At 36.7% G+C, this 16,613-nt stretch carries 15 protein-coding genes; 4 read left to right on the top strand and 11 right to left on the bottom strand.

The features are described from left to right. Positions 1-90: 90 nt before the first annotated feature. Positions 91-1,491 (top strand): phosphoethanolamine transferase, encoded by a 1,401-nt coding sequence (locus tag A9G40_RS08960; RefSeq protein ID WP_065582765.1) that lies wholly within the window; start codon positions 91-93, stop codon positions 1,489-1,491. Positions 1,492-1,568: 77 nt separating this feature from the next. Here A9G40_RS08960 and tkt read toward each other — a convergent pair whose 3' ends face one another. The 5 genes from tkt to A9G40_RS08935 form a co-directional block, all read right to left on the bottom strand. Then, positions 1,569-3,575, bottom strand: coding sequence for a transketolase (gene tkt, locus A9G40_RS08955; RefSeq protein ID WP_065582764.1), 2,007 nt, complete (start codon positions 3,573-3,575; stop codon positions 1,569-1,571). A gap of 139 nt (positions 3,576-3,714) precedes the next feature. Further along, the gene (gene tal, locus A9G40_RS08950) at positions 3,715-4,665 is read right to left on the bottom strand and encodes a transaldolase (RefSeq protein WP_065567596.1); all 951 of its coding nucleotides are present in this window, start codon (positions 4,663-4,665) and stop codon (positions 3,715-3,717) included. 330 nt (positions 4,666-4,995) lie between these two features. Beyond that, the gene (locus A9G40_RS08945; protein WP_081302212.1) at positions 4,996-5,232 is read right to left on the bottom strand and encodes a FeoC-like transcriptional regulator; all 237 of its coding nucleotides are present in this window, start codon (positions 5,230-5,232) and stop codon (positions 4,996-4,998) included. A 126-nt stretch (positions 5,233-5,358) separates the two neighbouring features. Then, the gene (gene feoB, locus A9G40_RS08940) at positions 5,359-7,635 is read right to left on the bottom strand and encodes a Fe(2+) transporter permease subunit FeoB (protein WP_065582762.1); all 2,277 of its coding nucleotides are present in this window, start codon (positions 7,633-7,635) and stop codon (positions 5,359-5,361) included. Further along, the gene (locus tag A9G40_RS08935; protein ID WP_081297763.1) at positions 7,632-7,874 is read right to left on the bottom strand and encodes a FeoA family protein; all 243 of its coding nucleotides are present in this window, start codon (positions 7,872-7,874) and stop codon (positions 7,632-7,634) included. Before A9G40_RS08935 ends, feoB begins: the two co-directional genes overlap by 4 nt. A gap of 1,100 nt (positions 7,875-8,974) precedes the next feature. Here A9G40_RS08935 and A9G40_RS08930 point away from each other — a divergent pair. The 3 genes from A9G40_RS08930 to A9G40_RS14350 are packed head-to-tail and all read left to right on the top strand — an operon-like array spanning position 8,975 to position 10,688. Beyond that, positions 8,975-9,334: an ArsC family reductase gene (locus tag A9G40_RS08930; RefSeq protein ID WP_065582761.1), complete on the top strand. Its 360-nt coding sequence runs from the start codon at positions 8,975-8,977 to the stop codon at positions 9,332-9,334. 13 nt (positions 9,335-9,347) lie between these two features. Next, positions 9,348-10,487 (top strand): succinyl-diaminopimelate desuccinylase, encoded by a 1,140-nt coding sequence (dapE, locus tag A9G40_RS08925; protein WP_065582810.1) that lies wholly within the window; start codon positions 9,348-9,350, stop codon positions 10,485-10,487. Positions 10,488-10,529: 42 nt separating this feature from the next. Beyond that, entirely contained in the window at positions 10,530-10,688 is a 159-nt protein-coding gene (locus tag A9G40_RS14350) for a YpfN family protein (protein ID WP_081295541.1), read from the top strand. Between the two features lie 38 nt (positions 10,689-10,726). On the opposite strand, the gene cysZ is transcribed toward A9G40_RS14350, so the two are convergent. The 6 genes from cysZ to dapA form a co-directional block, all read right to left on the bottom strand. After that, a complete protein-coding gene (cysZ, locus tag A9G40_RS08920) occupies positions 10,727-11,530 on the bottom strand; it encodes a sulfate transporter CysZ (RefSeq protein ID WP_081302220.1) in 804 nt (267 codons plus the stop codon). Between the two features lie 164 nt (positions 11,531-11,694). Continuing rightward, positions 11,695-13,665: a tRNA(Met) cytidine acetyltransferase TmcA gene (locus A9G40_RS08915; RefSeq protein WP_065582760.1), complete on the bottom strand. Its 1,971-nt coding sequence runs from the start codon at positions 13,663-13,665 to the stop codon at positions 11,695-11,697. Positions 13,666-13,668: 3 nt separating this feature from the next. Beyond that, complete coding sequence (locus tag A9G40_RS08910) at positions 13,669-14,124, bottom strand: DUF441 domain-containing protein (RefSeq protein WP_065566285.1); 456 nt, start codon at positions 14,122-14,124, stop codon at positions 13,669-13,671. Beyond that, the gene (purC, locus tag A9G40_RS08905) at positions 14,124-14,834 is read right to left on the bottom strand and encodes a phosphoribosylaminoimidazolesuccinocarboxamide synthase (RefSeq protein WP_065566284.1); all 711 of its coding nucleotides are present in this window, start codon (positions 14,832-14,834) and stop codon (positions 14,124-14,126) included. Before purC ends, A9G40_RS08910 begins: the two co-directional genes overlap by 1 nt. Positions 14,835-14,903: 69 nt before the next feature. After that, positions 14,904-15,656, bottom strand: coding sequence for an outer membrane protein assembly factor BamC (bamC, locus tag A9G40_RS08900; RefSeq protein WP_065580267.1), 753 nt, complete (start codon positions 15,654-15,656; stop codon positions 14,904-14,906). Positions 15,657-15,695: 39 nt separating this feature from the next. Next, on the bottom strand, positions 15,696-16,574 hold the full coding sequence (dapA, locus tag A9G40_RS08895) for a 4-hydroxy-tetrahydrodipicolinate synthase (RefSeq protein WP_065566282.1): 879 nt from the start codon (positions 16,572-16,574) through the stop codon (positions 15,696-15,698). Positions 16,575-16,613: the final 39 nt, after the last annotated feature.

Here is a 16,613-nt window from a genome sequence, read left to right as displayed (position 1 = left end):
CGCAACGTTTTGATCGTATATTTCTAACATATTTTTCTCTGATATTTTTAGCTAGACTTACTTTTTTTCGCATTTTTTTGCATTTGGTTTGTGGTAGCTGCTCTTTATCTACCTGTAGGATTTTATTATGGCCCGCCGAACGTTGCCGTAATTAGCTCTATCGCAGAAACAGACTTTGATGAAATATCAGAATTTTGTTCACAACTACCTATTTATTTTTATTTTATTCCTACAATCTTGATACTATTTTTTATTTTCTTATTTAAAAAATTTCCGTTTCCAAAAGTAAATAATCGCTATTTGATTATTTTCATATTAGTGCTATGCTTCCATAAACCAATAAAAGTAACTATTAAATATCATCCCGATACTTTCAATTCAACAATTTACTCTATTTTTAGCAATACTAAATATCCTATTTTAGAATTTTGTATTGCATTCTATGAAAGCGGAAAACTATATTTAACAGAAAAACAACAGCAAATTAAACAGATCGAACAAACCAATAGCATACCAATTATATCGGTTAATCCAAAGCATAAAACCTATATTATTATTGGCGAAAGCGTTCGAAAGGACTATAGGAGTGCTTATGGATTTAAATATGACAATACACCATTTGCTCGAAATCATGCCAGCATTATTTGGGATGGACTTATTGCACCAGCGCCAAATACTCAATCATCCATTCCGCATATAATTAGTCAATCTGTTTTTCCAAATGGCAAAGAAGTTCATGCACAATTAAATAATAATATTGTTAGTATTGCTAATGATGCAAAATTTGAAACTTATTGGCTATCAAATCAAGGAAAATTAGGAAAAATTGAGATTACAGTACCAAGAATTGCCTCGTATACTCAGCATGCTTTTTATACTAAGAAAGGCGAGTATAATGGCAAATCATCAAGAGGGAAATATGACACATTATTATTACCAGAATTAAATAATATTTTACTAAAAGAAGGAAATAAACCAAAACTTATTATTATGCATCTTATAGGTTCGCATCCTCACTTTTGTAAACGATTAGAATTTGATGTACAGTTTAATCTTAATAATAAAAATCTTTCTTGTTATGCAAGTAGTATCAAAGAAACAGATGACCTTATTGCTCAAACTATTGATATGTTAAAAAAACATAATCAAGATTATTCTGTTGTTTACTTTGCAGATCATGGGCTTGCTCATACCGACCAATATAATGACTTAAGACACAATGCCGAATATAAAGATAGCTATCGAATTCCTTTTATCTTTTTTGATTCAGATAACAAATCTCAACAAAAAATTAATAAACAAATATCTGGATTACAACTTGTTTATTTATTAAGCAACTGGTTGGGAATTAAATTAGATGTACGACATGATTATATGCTAAATAAATTAACAGACATACCAGAACAAACGCAAATACAAATAAAAGACTGGAAAACCAATAAACTATTTCAGTTTGATCAATTAAAAGAAGACCCAAATCCTTTTAATTGATACTAGTTTTAAATACGCCATCAACAAATCTAAATGATGGCGTTTTTTAGTGCATTACTGAGAGTGCTAGTTGTTACCTATTTCAGCAAACTTTTTGCTTGTGTAAGTACGTTTTCAACAGTAAAGCCAAATTCTTTAAACAGTTGATCAGCCGGTCCTGATTCACCAAAAGTTGTCATGCCAATAACTTTGCCATTTAACCCAACGTATTTATACCAAAAATCACTAATACCCGCTTCAATAGCAAGACGAGCTGTCACTGATGATGGCAGTACTGACTCTTTATAAGCACTATCTTGTTTATCAAATGCGTCAGTTGATGGCATTGATACCACACGTACTCTCTTTCCTGCTTGGGTCAGTTGTTGATACGCTTCAACAGCAAGCTCTACTTCCGAACCAGTAGCAATAATAATCAATTCTGGTACGCCCGTGCAATCATTTAGGATATAACCACCACGATAAACATTAGCTAGTTGTTCAGCTGTACGCTCTTGCTGTTTTAGGTTTTGTCTTGAAAAGATTAATGCTGTTGGTCCTTCTTTGCGCTCAATACCATATTGCCATGCAATCGCTGACTCTACTTGGTCACACGGGCGCCATGTGCTAACATTTGGCGTAATACGTAAGCTAGCCATTTGTTCAACAGGTTGATGCGTTGGTCCGTCTTCACCCAAACCAATTGAATCATGAGTATAAACAAATAATGACCGAATTTTCATTAGCGCGGCCATACGAATCGCATTACGTGCATATTCCATAAACATTAAGAAAGTCGCACCATATGGAATAAACCCGCCATGCAATGCAATACCATTCATGATAGCGGACATACCAAACTCGCGCACACCATAATGGATATAATTACCACTAGGATTAGCTAAAATTTCTTTTGATCCTGACCACATAGTTAAGTTACTTGGCGCCAAATCAGCCGAACCACCTAAAAACTCAGGTAAAGCAGGTGCAAAGGCTTCAATGGCATTTTGCGATGCTTTACGTGTTGCAATCGTTGCAGGGTTAGCTTGTAATTTATTCACCACATCGTTAGCAATTTGTAACCAATTTTCAGGCAAATCACCATTAACACGGCGTGTAAATTCTTTGGCTAATTCAGGATAAGCTTTTGCATACGCATCAAAACGGGCATTCCATTCATCTTCACACTGCTTACCTTTATCTTTAGCATCCCAAGCATCATAATAAGCTTTAGGAATTTCAAAAGCAGGGAAATCCCAGCCAAGTGCTTCACGTGTTGCTTCAATTTCGGCATCACCTAATGGCGCACCATGGCTTTCATGACTACCCGCTTTATTTGGCGAACCAAATCCGATAACGGTTTTACACATTAATAATGACGGTTTATCAGTTACTGCTTGCGCTTGCTCAATGGCTTGTTTTAGCGCTTTGGCATCATGACCATCTATACCTCTAATCACATGCCAACCATAAGCCTCAAAACGTTTAGCTGTATCATCAGTAAACCAGCCTTCAACTTCTCCATCAATTGAAATGCCATTATCATCGTAAAATGCAATGAGTTTCCCTAATTTAAGAGTACCAGCCAACGAACATACTTCATGCGAAATACCTTCCATCATACAACCATCGCCCATAAACACATAAGTATGGTGATCAACAATAGTGTGAGCAGGCTTATTAAATTGCGCAGCTAAGGTTCTTTCGGCAATAGCCATACCAACGGCATTAGCAATACCTTGCCCTAGTGGACCTGTGGTCGTTTCAACTCCAGGCACATAACCATATTCAGGGTGACCTGCTGTTTTTGAATGCAACTGACGAAAATTTTTAAGATCATCAATTGTCACCGCATAACCTGTTAGATGCAATAAACTGTAGATCAACATAGACGCATGACCATTTGATAAAACAAAACGATCGCGATCAGCCCATTTTGGATTAGTTGGATTATGCTTTAAAAAACCACGCCAAAGGACTTCAGCCATATCCGCCATACCCATAGGTGCTCCAGGATGGCCTGATTTTGCTTTTTGCACGCCATCCATGCTTAATGCCCTTATCGCATTCGCCAGTTCGCGCTGAGATAGTGAGGTTGCATTCATGTTGTAATCTCCAAAAAAATTTTTGAGTTAAAAATTGTTAATACATGCAAGGTAAAATTACTTGCGAAATCGTTAGTCAAATTAACAAAACAAAATAATGGTAAAGATGGGGAGTTAACTCCCCTAGTGCTCAAAATGATTATAATAATGCCCCAATCATATCTTCTAATTTGCCTTGGTCTATGGCAAAAGCACGGATTCCTTCGGCTAGCTTTTCAACTGCCATAGCATCGCTATTATGTTGCCATCTAAATTCGGCTTCAGTCATTGGCTCTGGTCGAGCAACTACAGGTTGATTTGGATTAAGTTTTTGAACAACAGTGGCATTTGATTGTTGCATTTCAGCAAGTAAGTTAGGTGCAATAGTCAATCTATCACAACCAGCTAACGCTAAAATCTGATCGACTTTACGGAAGCTCGCACCCATTACAATGGTTTTATAACCATGCTGTTTATAGTAATTAAAGATATTACGAACAGAAATAACGCCTGGATCTTCATCCGCATTGTAAGGATCAATAGGTTTTTTAGCTTGATACCAATCATAAATACGCCCAACAAAAGGCGAAATTAAAAAGACATTTACTTCAGCACAAGCTCGTGCCTGTGCAAATGAAAACAATAAAGTTAGATTACAGTTGATGCCTTCTTTTTCGAGCACTTCAGCCGCTTTAATACCTTCCCACGTTGATGCAATTTTAATTAAAATGCGTGACTTATCAATGCCCTTTTCTTTATAAAGCGCAATGATTTTACGAGCTTTTTCAATACACGCTTGTTTATCAAAAGACAAACGAGCATCGACTTCGGTCGAAATGCGTCCTGGCACTGATTTTAAAATTTCAGCACCGATATTGACTGCCACTTGATCGCAAGCATTAATCAATTGCTGTTCTTTGCTACCACCTAATTTTTTAGCTGTTTCAATCGCAGAATCAATCAAATACCGATATTGAGGAAGCTGTGCCGCCTTTAAAACAAGAGAGGGATTAGTTGTTGCATCTTCAGGCGAAAATTGTTTAATCGAATCGATATCACCTGTATCGGCTACAACTACTGTTAGTTTTTTAAATTCATCTAATTGATTCATATTTTTTATCCTCATACAGCGCTTTACTATAATGAAAGTATAATAACATTTATTCGATAATAAAACGACTTTGTCATCGGCCGATGATTTCATTATATTGTTGGCAAAAACAAACATCTCAAACTGCAAATAAGACGTTATTATCAAGCTTTACCAAGATAAATTCACTTATTTTGATTAGTTATATTTGCTATTTTTACCGTACAAATAATTTCAATTATGAGAACTAAATCACAAAATCAAATCTCTATTAATTTATATTAATCTACCAACAAAAATAAAAACTAATGAATACTAAAATAGTCAGACAAATCTAACAAATGCATTTGATTACCCCCAAGCATATTCAATATGATTTGTTAAATTACAACTTGAGCAAGAATGGCATTTATCTGCTTGACAAGGAAGTGATTGATTTTGCGCTATCAATTTAATCATTCCTTTTTTTATCCAAAACCGTAACATCTGCTCGGTGGCACTTTCAGGTAAACGAAAGTGCCTTGCAATATCTTGCAATGATGCACGGCCTTTTAATTGCACATAATCACGAATTGACGTCATTAACATAACATTAATATGATTTGCAGGGCGAGCCCTGCAAATCGCTCCTCTATTATTATTTTTACAAATTAACCAGCCATTTATTTAATGACAATACAATAATTTTTAACGATTTCATAAACTGAGTTCAACTTATTGATTTAAAGTTGAATATCGACCTAAAAAACGCATAAACAGCAAAGCCACAACAATAAAAATACAGCATCCTAAGATCCACCAAGTAGCTACAGCCGAATGCCCAAGCAAAGTACATTGGTAATAAATTGTTGCTGCTAGCCACGCAATAGTAAAAGTCCAAATTGCCACAAATATCATCCATTTTGAACCAGCCTCACGATATACAGCCCCTAACGCTGCGGCACAAGGCGTATAAAGTAAAATAAAGATCAAATAGCTCATAGCGGCAGAAGGCGAACCAAAAGCCATTTTAATTTGTGAAATCGTCGCCGAATCTACCTCTAAATCAACTTTTAACGAATCAATATCTTGCGAAACGGTAGTGAGCCCTAACGGATCTAAGACCGCATCAGACAAGGTCTGCAAATTTTGGGGAATGGTAGCTAATGCTTTTAAAACGCCTTGTGACAAACTGAATGGCTCAGCTTGTTCGTTATTATCATTCATAGAATAAAGTGAATTTAATGTTGCAATTACCGATTCCTTAGCGAAAATACCAGTAAAAATACCCACTGTTGCAGGCCAATTATTGTTGGTAATGCCCATAGGTGCAAATACTGGGGTGATATCTTGGCTAATCACTGAAAGCATGGTGTCTTGTGAGCTTTCAGCCCTAAACGATCCATTGCTTCCCCATGAATTAAGTAAGCTTAATACCGTCACCATTAATACAATAGCTTTACCTGCTCTAAATATAAATGACTTTAACCGTTGCCACGTCAAACTAAATAAGCTGCTTAAAGTCGGAATACGATAAACAGGCATTTCCATAATAAACGGCGTTAATGAACCTTTTAATAGCGTAAATTTAAGCACAAACCCCGTTAACATAGCCACAGCAATGCCGATCAAATATAAAGTAAACACCACTATCGAAGCATTCTTAGGGAAAAATATCACAGCAAACAACGCATACACAGGCAATCTTGCCCCACACGACATAAAAGGGATCATACAAATCGACATAATGCGATCACGAGTGCTCTCTAGCGTTCGTGTACCCATAATGGCTGGCACCCCACAACCAAAACCAACTAGCATTGGCACAAACGCTTTACCTGGTAAACCAATAGATCGCATCAATCGGTCAATAACCATTGCTGCTCTGGCTAAATAGCCTGAATCCTCCAAAAACGATAAACAAAAAAACATGGCACCAATAACAGGAATAAACGTCGAAACAGTTTGCACACCTCGACCAATGCCATTAGCTAAAATCGCGATAAGCCAACTTGGTACATTTATAGCATGAAGTAATTCAGTTGTGCCATCAACAAAAACAGTACCACACAGTACATCAAAAAAATCAATAAATACTGCCCCAAAATTAATCGCCACCATAAACATGGCATACATAGCCAACAAAAAGAAGGGAATGCCAGTAATGCGTCCTAAGGTAATATTATCAAGTATTTCAGAAAACCGATGACTAAGCTCACGTGGTTTCTCAATCACCTTTTTACAAATTGCATCAATCGTATCATAACGAGCGCTAGCAAGTGCCACATCAATTTCATTATCACACCATTGCGCAAGTTTTAAACGACAATCCACTAACATTTTTTTCTCACATGGCGCCAAGTTATAACGCGAATCATCCAATAATACATCCATCAATTGCCAGCGATTAAATTGTCGTATAATGCTATCTTCGGGTAGATCGCAAACATAACGATTAATCACAGTTTGCTGCTCTTCACCAAGTAGATCAACCGACGGCTGAGCAATTTGTGGATTTTTCGACATGGCTTCAATTTGTTGATAAAAGCGCGATAAACCTTGTTTTTTTGTAGAAGATATCGCAACAACAGGACAACCAAGTAGTGTAGACAACATATCAACATTAATCTGTTCGCCAATAGCTTTAATAGCATCCATCATATTTAACACAACAATTATGGGGACTTGTAAATCAATTAATTGACACGTTAAATAAAGGCTACGTTGCAAATTTGTTGCATCAATAATATTAATAATAACACTGTCACTTTCAGATAACACAAATTGACGAGCAATAAGTTCATCTTGCGAAACACTGAGCGGATCAGGCTCTATCGAATATGTGCCAGGCAAATCGATAATCTCATATTGCCTATGATGATAAGTAAAAATACCCGTTTTACGTTCCACAGTCACGCCAGGCCAATTCCCTACTCGCTGTTTAGAGCCTGTTAATAAGTTGAACAACGTAGTCTTACCGCAGTTAGGATTACCAATGAGTGCTATCTTCACGCAGCGACCTCCATTACTTCAATAGCTTTCGCTTCATTACGACGTAAACAAAGCAAAAAACCGCGCATTTTGATCTCGATCGGATCACCAAGTGGCGCAACACGCACAACCAAAACCTTACAACCCGGTGTAATACCCATTGCAAGTAACTTTCGACGAAAGGGTAACGATTCGGGCAATAATCTAGAAATAACCGCCTCGTGCCCTAAAGGTAGTTGGTTAAGGGTAAAAGATGACATTATTTTTCCTAAAAAAGATGACAGTATTAATAAAAAAGTAATAGCATTAAATTAACAACACGTATTTTAAAGAAAAGAAAAGTTATTTTTAGTATAAAAATGCGAATCACTCGCAACAATGACAAATAAAACACGAAAAAACAACCAAACAGTTCAAATAATAAAAACATATGGCATCTAATAATCAAAAATCAATCCAAGAAGTTAAGCTTTTATTTAGATAATAAATTAATTACCACTGAAAATAATAAATACTATCTGGCTAGCAATTTTTAATTGGGAAACTCGTGGTAAACCTACATCAATCTAAGACAAAATTGTAAAATGAACGAGCTATTCTGAGGAACGATCATTGCCACATAATTAAAATACGCACAAAGCTCTACTGTTATAGTAATATTAGCTATTTCTTTATCTTCAACATTAATGCTAGCGTTATTTTGTAATTAAAAATGTAACGCTATCAAAACTCGATAAATCACAATGTAAAAACTTTTAGGTGAATGCGCGTTTGAGTATAAAATTTGCTAATTACAAACCTAGAGCGTCAACACTATTCAACGCTGAATAAATAGCAATAATTATCTTCGAGTGTTGTAAAATATCAGCTTACTGCTTTATTAAATTATCAAAATAAATTACTAATCTATTATTTTTATATAAAATAAACACCTATACGGCGTTAAGCTATAAATTTGGGGAGGCGCGAGCCCCCGCAATTTTCTAAACCGCCTACACGGCGGTAAACTAGAAACGAATATACTATAAACTTTGTTTGGCAAAAGGCAAATAGGATTTTTGTCTTCAAAAACCCTTTTTGAAAAGGTTTTTATAATTCATTGTTTTTATTAATTTTAATTTTTTGTTAAAAAAAAGGGTAACAAGTTTTTAAATTTTTATATGATAACTTAATTTTTCACGCAAAAAACATCAGATACCACATTGGTTTTATTTCTATTTTAAGATAAAACCAATGGATAAAAAATTAATGACACTAAATCAATCAATAATAAGATATCTAACCAAATAGTTTCTTGCAATTTGCTGCACAATGCCCATACTGCTATAATTTTGTTATCCTTCAAACTTGGATTTCTATTATGTACATCATCTATGGCATTAAAAACTGCAATACAATGAAAAAGGCCTTTACTTGGCTTGATGATCACCATGTCAGTTATCAATTTCATAATTATAAAACTGATGGTCTTTCTGAAGATCTTTTAGATATTTTTTTGCAATTAGTCGATTGGCAAAGTTTACTTAATACCCGAGGAACAACTTGGCGAAAATTAGATGAGCCCGTCCGTTCACAAATAAATGATGTGCAATCTGCAAAAAAGATTATGTTAACCAACCCATCCATTTTAAAACGCCCTTTGCTTATTGACGGTGGCAAGCGTGCTGTGTTGGGGTTTTCAAATGAACTCTATTCACAATTTATTTCGCAATCTAAATAAAATCGAGACTATTATGACTGAACCTGTTATTGCGCTAACCAAAGCACTCATTGCTGAAAAATCAATAAGCCCTGACGATAAAAACTGTCAAAAGATGATTATTGAGCGATTAAAACCGCTCGGTTTTATTATTGAAGAAGTGAATATTGGGCAAACCAAAAATTTATGGGCTTATCATGGTGATGCCACCAGTAAAACCCTTATGTTTGCTGGACATACCGATGTTGTGCCAGTTGGTGATGAAAGCAAATGGCTATACCCACCGTTTACACCAACCATTGATGAACACGGTGTGCTTTATGGTCGTGGCGCATCTGATATGAAAAGTGGTGTTGCTGCAATGGTTTGTGCCGCAGAAGATTTTGTTAAGCAATACCCAAATCATGCTGGGCGAGTGGCCTTTTTAATTACATCAGATGAAGAAGCCGATGCAAGCGATGGCACAGTTAAAGTCGTTGATTTGCTTATTAAACGAAAAGAACGTGTTGATTACTGTATTGTAGGCGAACCGTCAAGTGACGTTGTACTTGGTGATCAGATTAAAAATGGACGCCGTGGCTCACTCACTGCCAATTTGATTGTACATGGAATTCAAGGTCATGTCGCTTACCCGCACCTTGCGGATAATCCTATTCATCGCTTTGCCCCTGCACTAGATGAACTTGTTAATACTATTTGGGATGAAGGCAATCAATACTTTCCACAAACGACTATGCAAGTTGCCAATATTAATGGTGGTACTGGCGCTGAAAATGTTGTACCTGGCGATCTGAGTGTACAATTTAACTTTCGTTATAGTAGTGAATTGACTGACACGGCAATTAAAACACGCGTAGAGCAGATCTTACAAAAGCATAATTTAAATTATACATTAAATTGGCGATTATCAGGGCACCCATTTTTAACCCCACAAGGCGATTTAACTAATGCAGCGGTTAGTGCCATTAAAGAATTTACCAATATTGACACTAAACTATCGACCAGTGGCGGCACATCGGACGGGCGTTTTATTGCTCAAATGGGATGCCAAGTTATTGAACTTGGAGTACTTAATAAAACTATACACAAAGTCAATGAAAACGCTAATTGCCAAGATATTATTACCTTAACTGCGATTTATCACCGTATTTTAGAAAAATTATTGCTAACATAGCTATCATTGTGTCGTTATCCAATTAGTTTAAAAGGAAATAGCATGGAGTGGTTAAAAGATTACTGGTGGATGATTGTGGTGATTTTAATTGGGATTTTTATTAATGCTATTAAAGCACTGAATCGGCTAAGTTACAAAGCGTATCTTGAAAAAAAGAAAGGGATAAAACCTATCCCTTATCAAGATGACGACGACGATTAGCCATCAAAAAATTCAACTAACAAAAAGTAACACGTGCCTTAGCGAAAATCTTGGGCACTACTATCAAATAGTGCTTGATGACGATAGCGATCAACCCACATTGCTGTTGCGCCACACACAGCAATAGGCATAATAATTAAATTAAGCACCGGTACCATAGTAAAAAAGCTGACTAATATGCCAAAAGCTAAATTATCACCCCGATCTTGTTTAAGTAACTCACTCATCCGCTGAAAAGTTATTTTATGGTTATCAAAGGCATAATCAGCATACTGAATATTAATTTGCCAAGCAGTAAATAAAAACCAAACCACAGGCGTTATTGATTGTCCAATAACAGGAATAAAATAAGTTAACAATATGGGGATTGCCCATAATAGATAATTGGCGAGTTTGTGTAGTTCTCTGCCAAAAATACGTGGTAGATCTTTAATGATACTAATCCACGATGTATCAGGAGCAGGAATACCCGTTAACTGTGCCTCAACCTGTTCGGCCAATAAACCGTTAAACGGTGCGGCAATGATATTAGTTATAGTGCTAAAGAAATAACAAAATAGGATAACTAACATCAAAATGACCATTAAAATGAGGATATACCCTAACCAATGTAACCAACTTGGCATATACGATAACCCCCAATCGACCATGCCCGAGATGGTATGAAAAAACCAATAAAATAATATCGACATAACCACAACATTGGCGATTATGGGTAAAAAAACAAATCGCTTAATACCTGGGCTAAACGCCAATGACCATCCTTTAAAAAAATATTCAATACCTGTTGTTGGTTGATTTTTTGGTTGATTGGTTTGTGAATACCGATGTTGCGATCGGATTTCTAAATTATTATGCGTCACATTCGATTCCTTTTTAATAAAAACGAATTGAGTTAAAAAAACTAAATTGAAACATGATGATCATTGTAAACATACCTCATGGCAACCTGCAATAATGATCAGCTAACTTTATTGGGTATTTTGTTAAAAATCACACTATTGCCTTACTTTTCCAACCATGTTTTGACCTCGTGCTTAATAGCCTGCATTAGCGCTGATTTACCCGCAAGTTGATATAAATTCACGATCAATGGTTGATTATTTTTGTTTTTTATCAATGCTGACAATATCTGCATTGATAATGGTTGCTGGTGGGTTTGATTATAGTGATTCAATCGGCACAGCGCCGCATAAGTCGCTTCAAACGGTCGGTGATAGTAAACAAATCCAGCCAGTTCATCTAAATCTTGCGCATCTAAATCTTGTGAAAGCATGACATTACTGTCTTTTGTGATCATCTCGCTGAAAGGCAAATCGATGATATCTTTAAGCCAGTATGCATTGCGCTGTAGTTTCTGCTCTAGCTTAATGGTTAAATGCAATCCAGATTCGGTTAGTGGTTTAAGCGCCATAACAGAATAACTGCCACTACTTGCCTGTTTATGGCTACTAACGTGAACCAAAACAAATCCACAAGCGGTCCAAAATTGATAATTAGTCGGGCTATAAGCAAAACTAACTGACAAAAAATCATTATGCTGTGTTTTAGCATGATCAAATAGGGTGTGTATAAGTTGGCTAGCAATATGTTTGCGCCGATAGGTGTTTAGCACCGCAATGCGGTTAATTCTAACCGAACGCAATTTAGCTGCCAACCGTTCTCCCGCATGTGCAACAAGCGATTGCGCAACTAAATTGCCTTTAGGTCGGCGAGTTCCTTTCCACACTTCATTGATCAGACTATCGGGCAAGTTGCCTTCATCAACGGCGAGTGCCGCAGCAACTTGCTCATTGCCGATTGTCGCCTGCCAAACCGACAAGTTTTGTGCGTCAAACAAGCGCCTTAAATCAGTTAATGTGGTTTGATAATGCGCGATTTTTAATAAATAAAAGATAGATCTTAATGTGTTAATATCATTGCGTTCAACCTTCGAATATTGTGCTAATAATACATTGAGCTCGGAGCCAGCCTTTTGCTCTAATAAACCATTTAGCAACAACCGATCACTAAATTGCTCCAACTTATCACCTGCATGCCAACGAATGGGTGTGTGTAGGTAGAAATATTGACATGAATTGTCTAACAACAATTTCAACAAAAAGCCCTGCCCAGTACCTTCATAGCCTTCAGCTGTAGTAGTTAACAACACTCTGCTATTATTGGCAATTGCCTGTTGTAGCAATTTTTTTAGCATTGGCAAAGGGATCATTGCAGCTTCGTCAATAATCAAATAATCCGCAAAATTATTATGAGAACATGCAATTAATTCATCAGGAGCAAAAAAGAGGGTATTCGGCTTAGCAAAAGTAAAAAAGGTAGTTAATGCTGATTTATTGGGTGCAGTAACAATGCAACGCCGATAATGACTAAACTGCCCAGCTAATGCTGATTTGCCTCGCCCACGTTTGGCAACTACGACATTAATGAGCTTATTGCTGTTTAACAATTGCTTTAACGTGTTTTGTTGTTCGGTTAAATCGCAATAATTATCGGTAATAACAGGTAAAGATGGGATCGAGAATGTCGCTGGTTTGGAAAAATATCTGCAATTAGAGGATAAACCACATTCCGCCAAGGTCTGCATTAAATGCGCAATAAAATTAGGCACAGTAATAGCGGTTGGATTTTCGTTCCAACGCAAGCTGTCCTGATCGTGCCAACGGGATAAGTCGTTAGGTAATAACAAAACTAGCATACTACCTTTAACGAGCGTGCCAACCAGCATAGCAAAGGCATCAAGGTTGAACCCTGCTGTTGCATCAAATATAGCATGTCGAAATTGGCGCCCTAATAACTTTTTAGTTTGGTTAGGGGAAAGCATATTGGAAACAAATTCATTTGGCCAATTAGTCTGCGAGGTGATCGTTAGCCAATCTCCAGCATAATTACCGATAATATGACTAAGTTGTGCAAATAATTGCCTAGTTTCACCCTGTAACACCCATAGCGTTCTTGTGCTGTTGGCGTTGCACATAGACTAACTTTTTCCAATCAATAACGACAACAAACCAGCCGCAATCAACGGACCAACAGGAATGCCTTTGAAAAAAGCCACACCAACTAATGTGCCAATAATTAAGCCATTAATAATGGTTGGGTGTGCTCCCATTAGCGATACACCACGGGTACCAAGCCACGATACCAAAATACCCACAAAGATTGCCAATAAAGATTGCCAAGAGGTAAACGATTTGGCAAGATCGCCAATCTTTAATGATCCATCCGCCAATGGCACCATCATAGCTGCCGTTAAAATAACAATACCGATAGTTAAACCATATTGATTTAAAAATGGAAAGTAAACAGCTAATGGCGTTAGCTTAAATAATAACAATAATAGTACTGCAAATGTCACTGTGTTATTATGTGTTAAATAACACAGTGCGGCTAACCCTAAAAGAAGAAAAAAAGAAATATCAAACTGCGCAAACATTACAAAGGAACACCTATACGTTTTGCCACTTCTTCATAGGCTTCAATTACGCCACCTAAACCTTGTCGAAAGCGATCTTTATCCATTTTTTTTAGTGTATCTTTTTCCCATAAACGACAACCATCGGGTGAAAACTCGTCACCTAAGGTAATTTCATTGTTAAATAAGCCAAACTCAAGCTTGTAATCAACCAATATTAGCCCCGCTTTATCAAATAAATCAGTTAAAATTGTGTTAATTTTAAAACTGAGCTCTTTCATTTTAACTAATTGATCTTCACTAGCCCAGCCAAAGGCTTTGCAATGCGATTCATTTACCATTGGATCATGCAATGCATCGTTTTTGAGAAATAATTCAAATGTAGGAGGATTTAAAACTTTGCCTTCCTCAACACCTAAACGTTTAACTAAAGATCCCGCTGCACGATTACGCACCACGCATTCCACAGGTACCATTTGTAGCTTTTTAACTAACACTTCATTATCTGATAGTAAAGCTTCAACTTGGGTTGGAATACCTGCTTCACGCAATTGAGTCATAATAAAATAGTTAAATTTATTATTAACCATTCCTTTACGTTCTAACTGTTCAATACGTAAACCATCAAATGCCGATGTATCATTGCGAAACTCAAGGATTAATAAATCAGGGTTTTCGGTTGTATATACCGTTTTTGCTTTACCACGATAAAGCTCAGCCAACTTTTTCATGCTTATAACCTTATATCAAATTGCCAATAAAGAATTAAGGAGCTATTCGCTCCTTAAATTCCAAACTTATTATTGATTTTCACCACTCACGGCTGTTGCGGGTTTCTTGCCCTCGGTCTTGTCTTTCGCAGCATCATCACTTTGCGCTTTTGGTGGTACAACGCGCAATGAATCTGGTGCAACATCATCCATTATGCCATTAAATAAGCCAACAACATAACGCTGTACTTCAATAGGCTGCGAAGTTAAATCATCAGCCCCACGTGTTAGCGAAAGCGTTGAAATCACTATCGTTTCGGTATCACCCACTAATTGTCGTTTGAATGAATAAGCCGCTTCAACGGTTTGATCTTCATCTGCACGTACCATAAATGCTTTGCCAGTTTTTAGCGTATTATGATCTTGACTAACAATGGAGATATTTCTTTTGCTTAAACTATTCGGGATACGCTCCCACACGTTATAACTTAATGGCACGTTAAACGTCACCGCGCCGTTATTATAAATTGCAAAGGCTTCTTGAATAGTCGGAATCGGTAAAATGGGTGGGCGGATATCCACTCGTTTGCCTAAATCACCGCTAAGTTCAGCATTATTAACATAAAATTCACCGCTTTCAGCTGGCACAGAAATGCCATCAGGAATAATTAACGGTTTTAATGTAGGCGCTTTAAGGTAATCTTCATTTCCATCGACTTCACGCTTATAGTTTTGATTGCTCCCACAGCCAACAAGAAATAAAGAAGTCATAATGGTTAAAACAGCCACTTTTTTAATGGCTTTGTTTTTAAATAAAGTTCTGTTCAATGTGTGATTTAACATAGATATCTACTTTTTAAAATAAAGGTTATACAACACTAATTAGAGTAAATTTGCTTCTTTTAACGCTTGCTCAACTGCGGGGATCGATGATGCACTGAGTGATACCATTGGCAATCGAATTGTTGCATCTTGCATTAAACCTAATTTTGCACAAGCCCATTTGACTGGAGTTGGGTTCGGTTCGATAAATAAATTATGATGTAAAGCCATTAAGGTATCATTTAAAGTTCGGGCTTCTTGAATTTGGTTATTGGCAGCAAGTTGACATACAGTTGCAACAGCTTTAGCTGCAACATTAGCGGTAACGGAAATAACACCATCACCACCTAAAATCATAAAATCCAAAAATGTTGAATCATCACCACTAAGTAACTTAAAGTCAGGTCCAACCAATTTACGAGTAGGATAGACTCTAGAAAGATCGCCTGTTGCATCTTTTAATGCAACAATATTTTTGATTTTAGCCAAGCGTCCAACCGTTTCAGGTTTAATATCACTACTGGTGCGACCTGGCACATTATATAAAATCTGAGGCAGAGCGGTGCTTTCGGCAATGGCTTTAAAATGCTGATACATACCTTCTTGAGTAGGTTTGTTATAATAAGGCGCAACCGTTAAACAACCTACAACACCGATATTTTCAACCCGATGAGTTAATTCAATAGCCTCTTTAGTTGCATTAGCCCCTGTGCCCGCAATAATGGCTATACGACCGTCAGCATAATCAATTGTTCGTTTAATAACATCAATATGCTCGTGATGATCAAGGGTTGCCGATTCGCCTGTTGTCCCAACCGAAACAATAGCCGATGTCCCATTAGCAATATGATATTCAACCAATTTTTTTAAGCTTACATGATCAACATTTCCTTTTGTATCCATCGGAGTAACAAGTGCGACCAAACTTCCTGTAAACATAAAATGACCTCTCATATTATTGGTTTATAACACAACGTA

The organism is Gilliamella sp. Nev3-1, from assembly GCF_001690435.1.
Lineage (GTDB): Bacteria > Pseudomonadota > Gammaproteobacteria > Enterobacterales > Orbaceae > Gilliamella > Gilliamella apicola_C.
This window is presented reverse-complemented; position numbering and strand designations above follow the sequence as displayed.

What these genes read in the sequence shown, in the direction of transcription:
- tkt (WP_065582764.1), bottom strand. Translation starts at nt 3,575, where the DNA reads ATGAATGCAACCTCACTATCTCAGCGCGAACTGGCGAATGCGATAAGG.
- A9G40_RS08935 (WP_081297763.1), bottom strand. Translation starts at nt 7,874, where the DNA reads ATGTCATCTTTTACCCTTAACCAACTACCTTTAGGGCACGAGGCGGTT.
- dapE (WP_065582810.1), top strand. Translation starts at nt 9,348, where the DNA reads ATGACTGAACCTGTTATTGCGCTAACCAAAGCACTCATTGCTGAAAAA.
- A9G40_RS14350 (WP_081295541.1), top strand. Translation starts at nt 10,530, where the DNA reads ATGGAGTGGTTAAAAGATTACTGGTGGATGATTGTGGTGATTTTAATT.
- A9G40_RS08915 (WP_065582760.1), bottom strand. Translation starts at nt 13,665, where the DNA reads ATGTGCAACGCCAACAGCACAAGAACGCTATGGGTGTTACAGGGTGAA.
- tal (WP_065567596.1), bottom strand. Translation starts at nt 4,665, where the DNA reads ATGAATCAATTAGATGAATTTAAAAAACTAACAGTAGTTGTAGCCGAT.
- A9G40_RS08945 (WP_081302212.1), bottom strand. Translation starts at nt 5,232, where the DNA reads ATGTTAATGACGTCAATTCGTGATTATGTGCAATTAAAAGGCCGTGCA.
- bamC (WP_065580267.1), bottom strand. Translation starts at nt 15,656, where the DNA reads ATGTTAAATCACACATTGAACAGAACTTTATTTAAAAACAAAGCCATT.
- dapA (WP_065566282.1), bottom strand. Translation starts at nt 16,574, where the DNA reads ATGTTTACAGGAAGTTTGGTCGCACTTGTTACTCCGATGGATACAAAA.
- purC (WP_065566284.1), bottom strand. Translation starts at nt 14,834, where the DNA reads ATGAAAAAGTTGGCTGAGCTTTATCGTGGTAAAGCAAAAACGGTATAT.
- A9G40_RS08930 (WP_065582761.1), top strand. Translation starts at nt 8,975, where the DNA reads ATGTACATCATCTATGGCATTAAAAACTGCAATACAATGAAAAAGGCC.
- A9G40_RS08910 (WP_065566285.1), bottom strand. Translation starts at nt 14,124, where the DNA reads ATGTTTGCGCAGTTTGATATTTCTTTTTTTCTTCTTTTAGGGTTAGCC.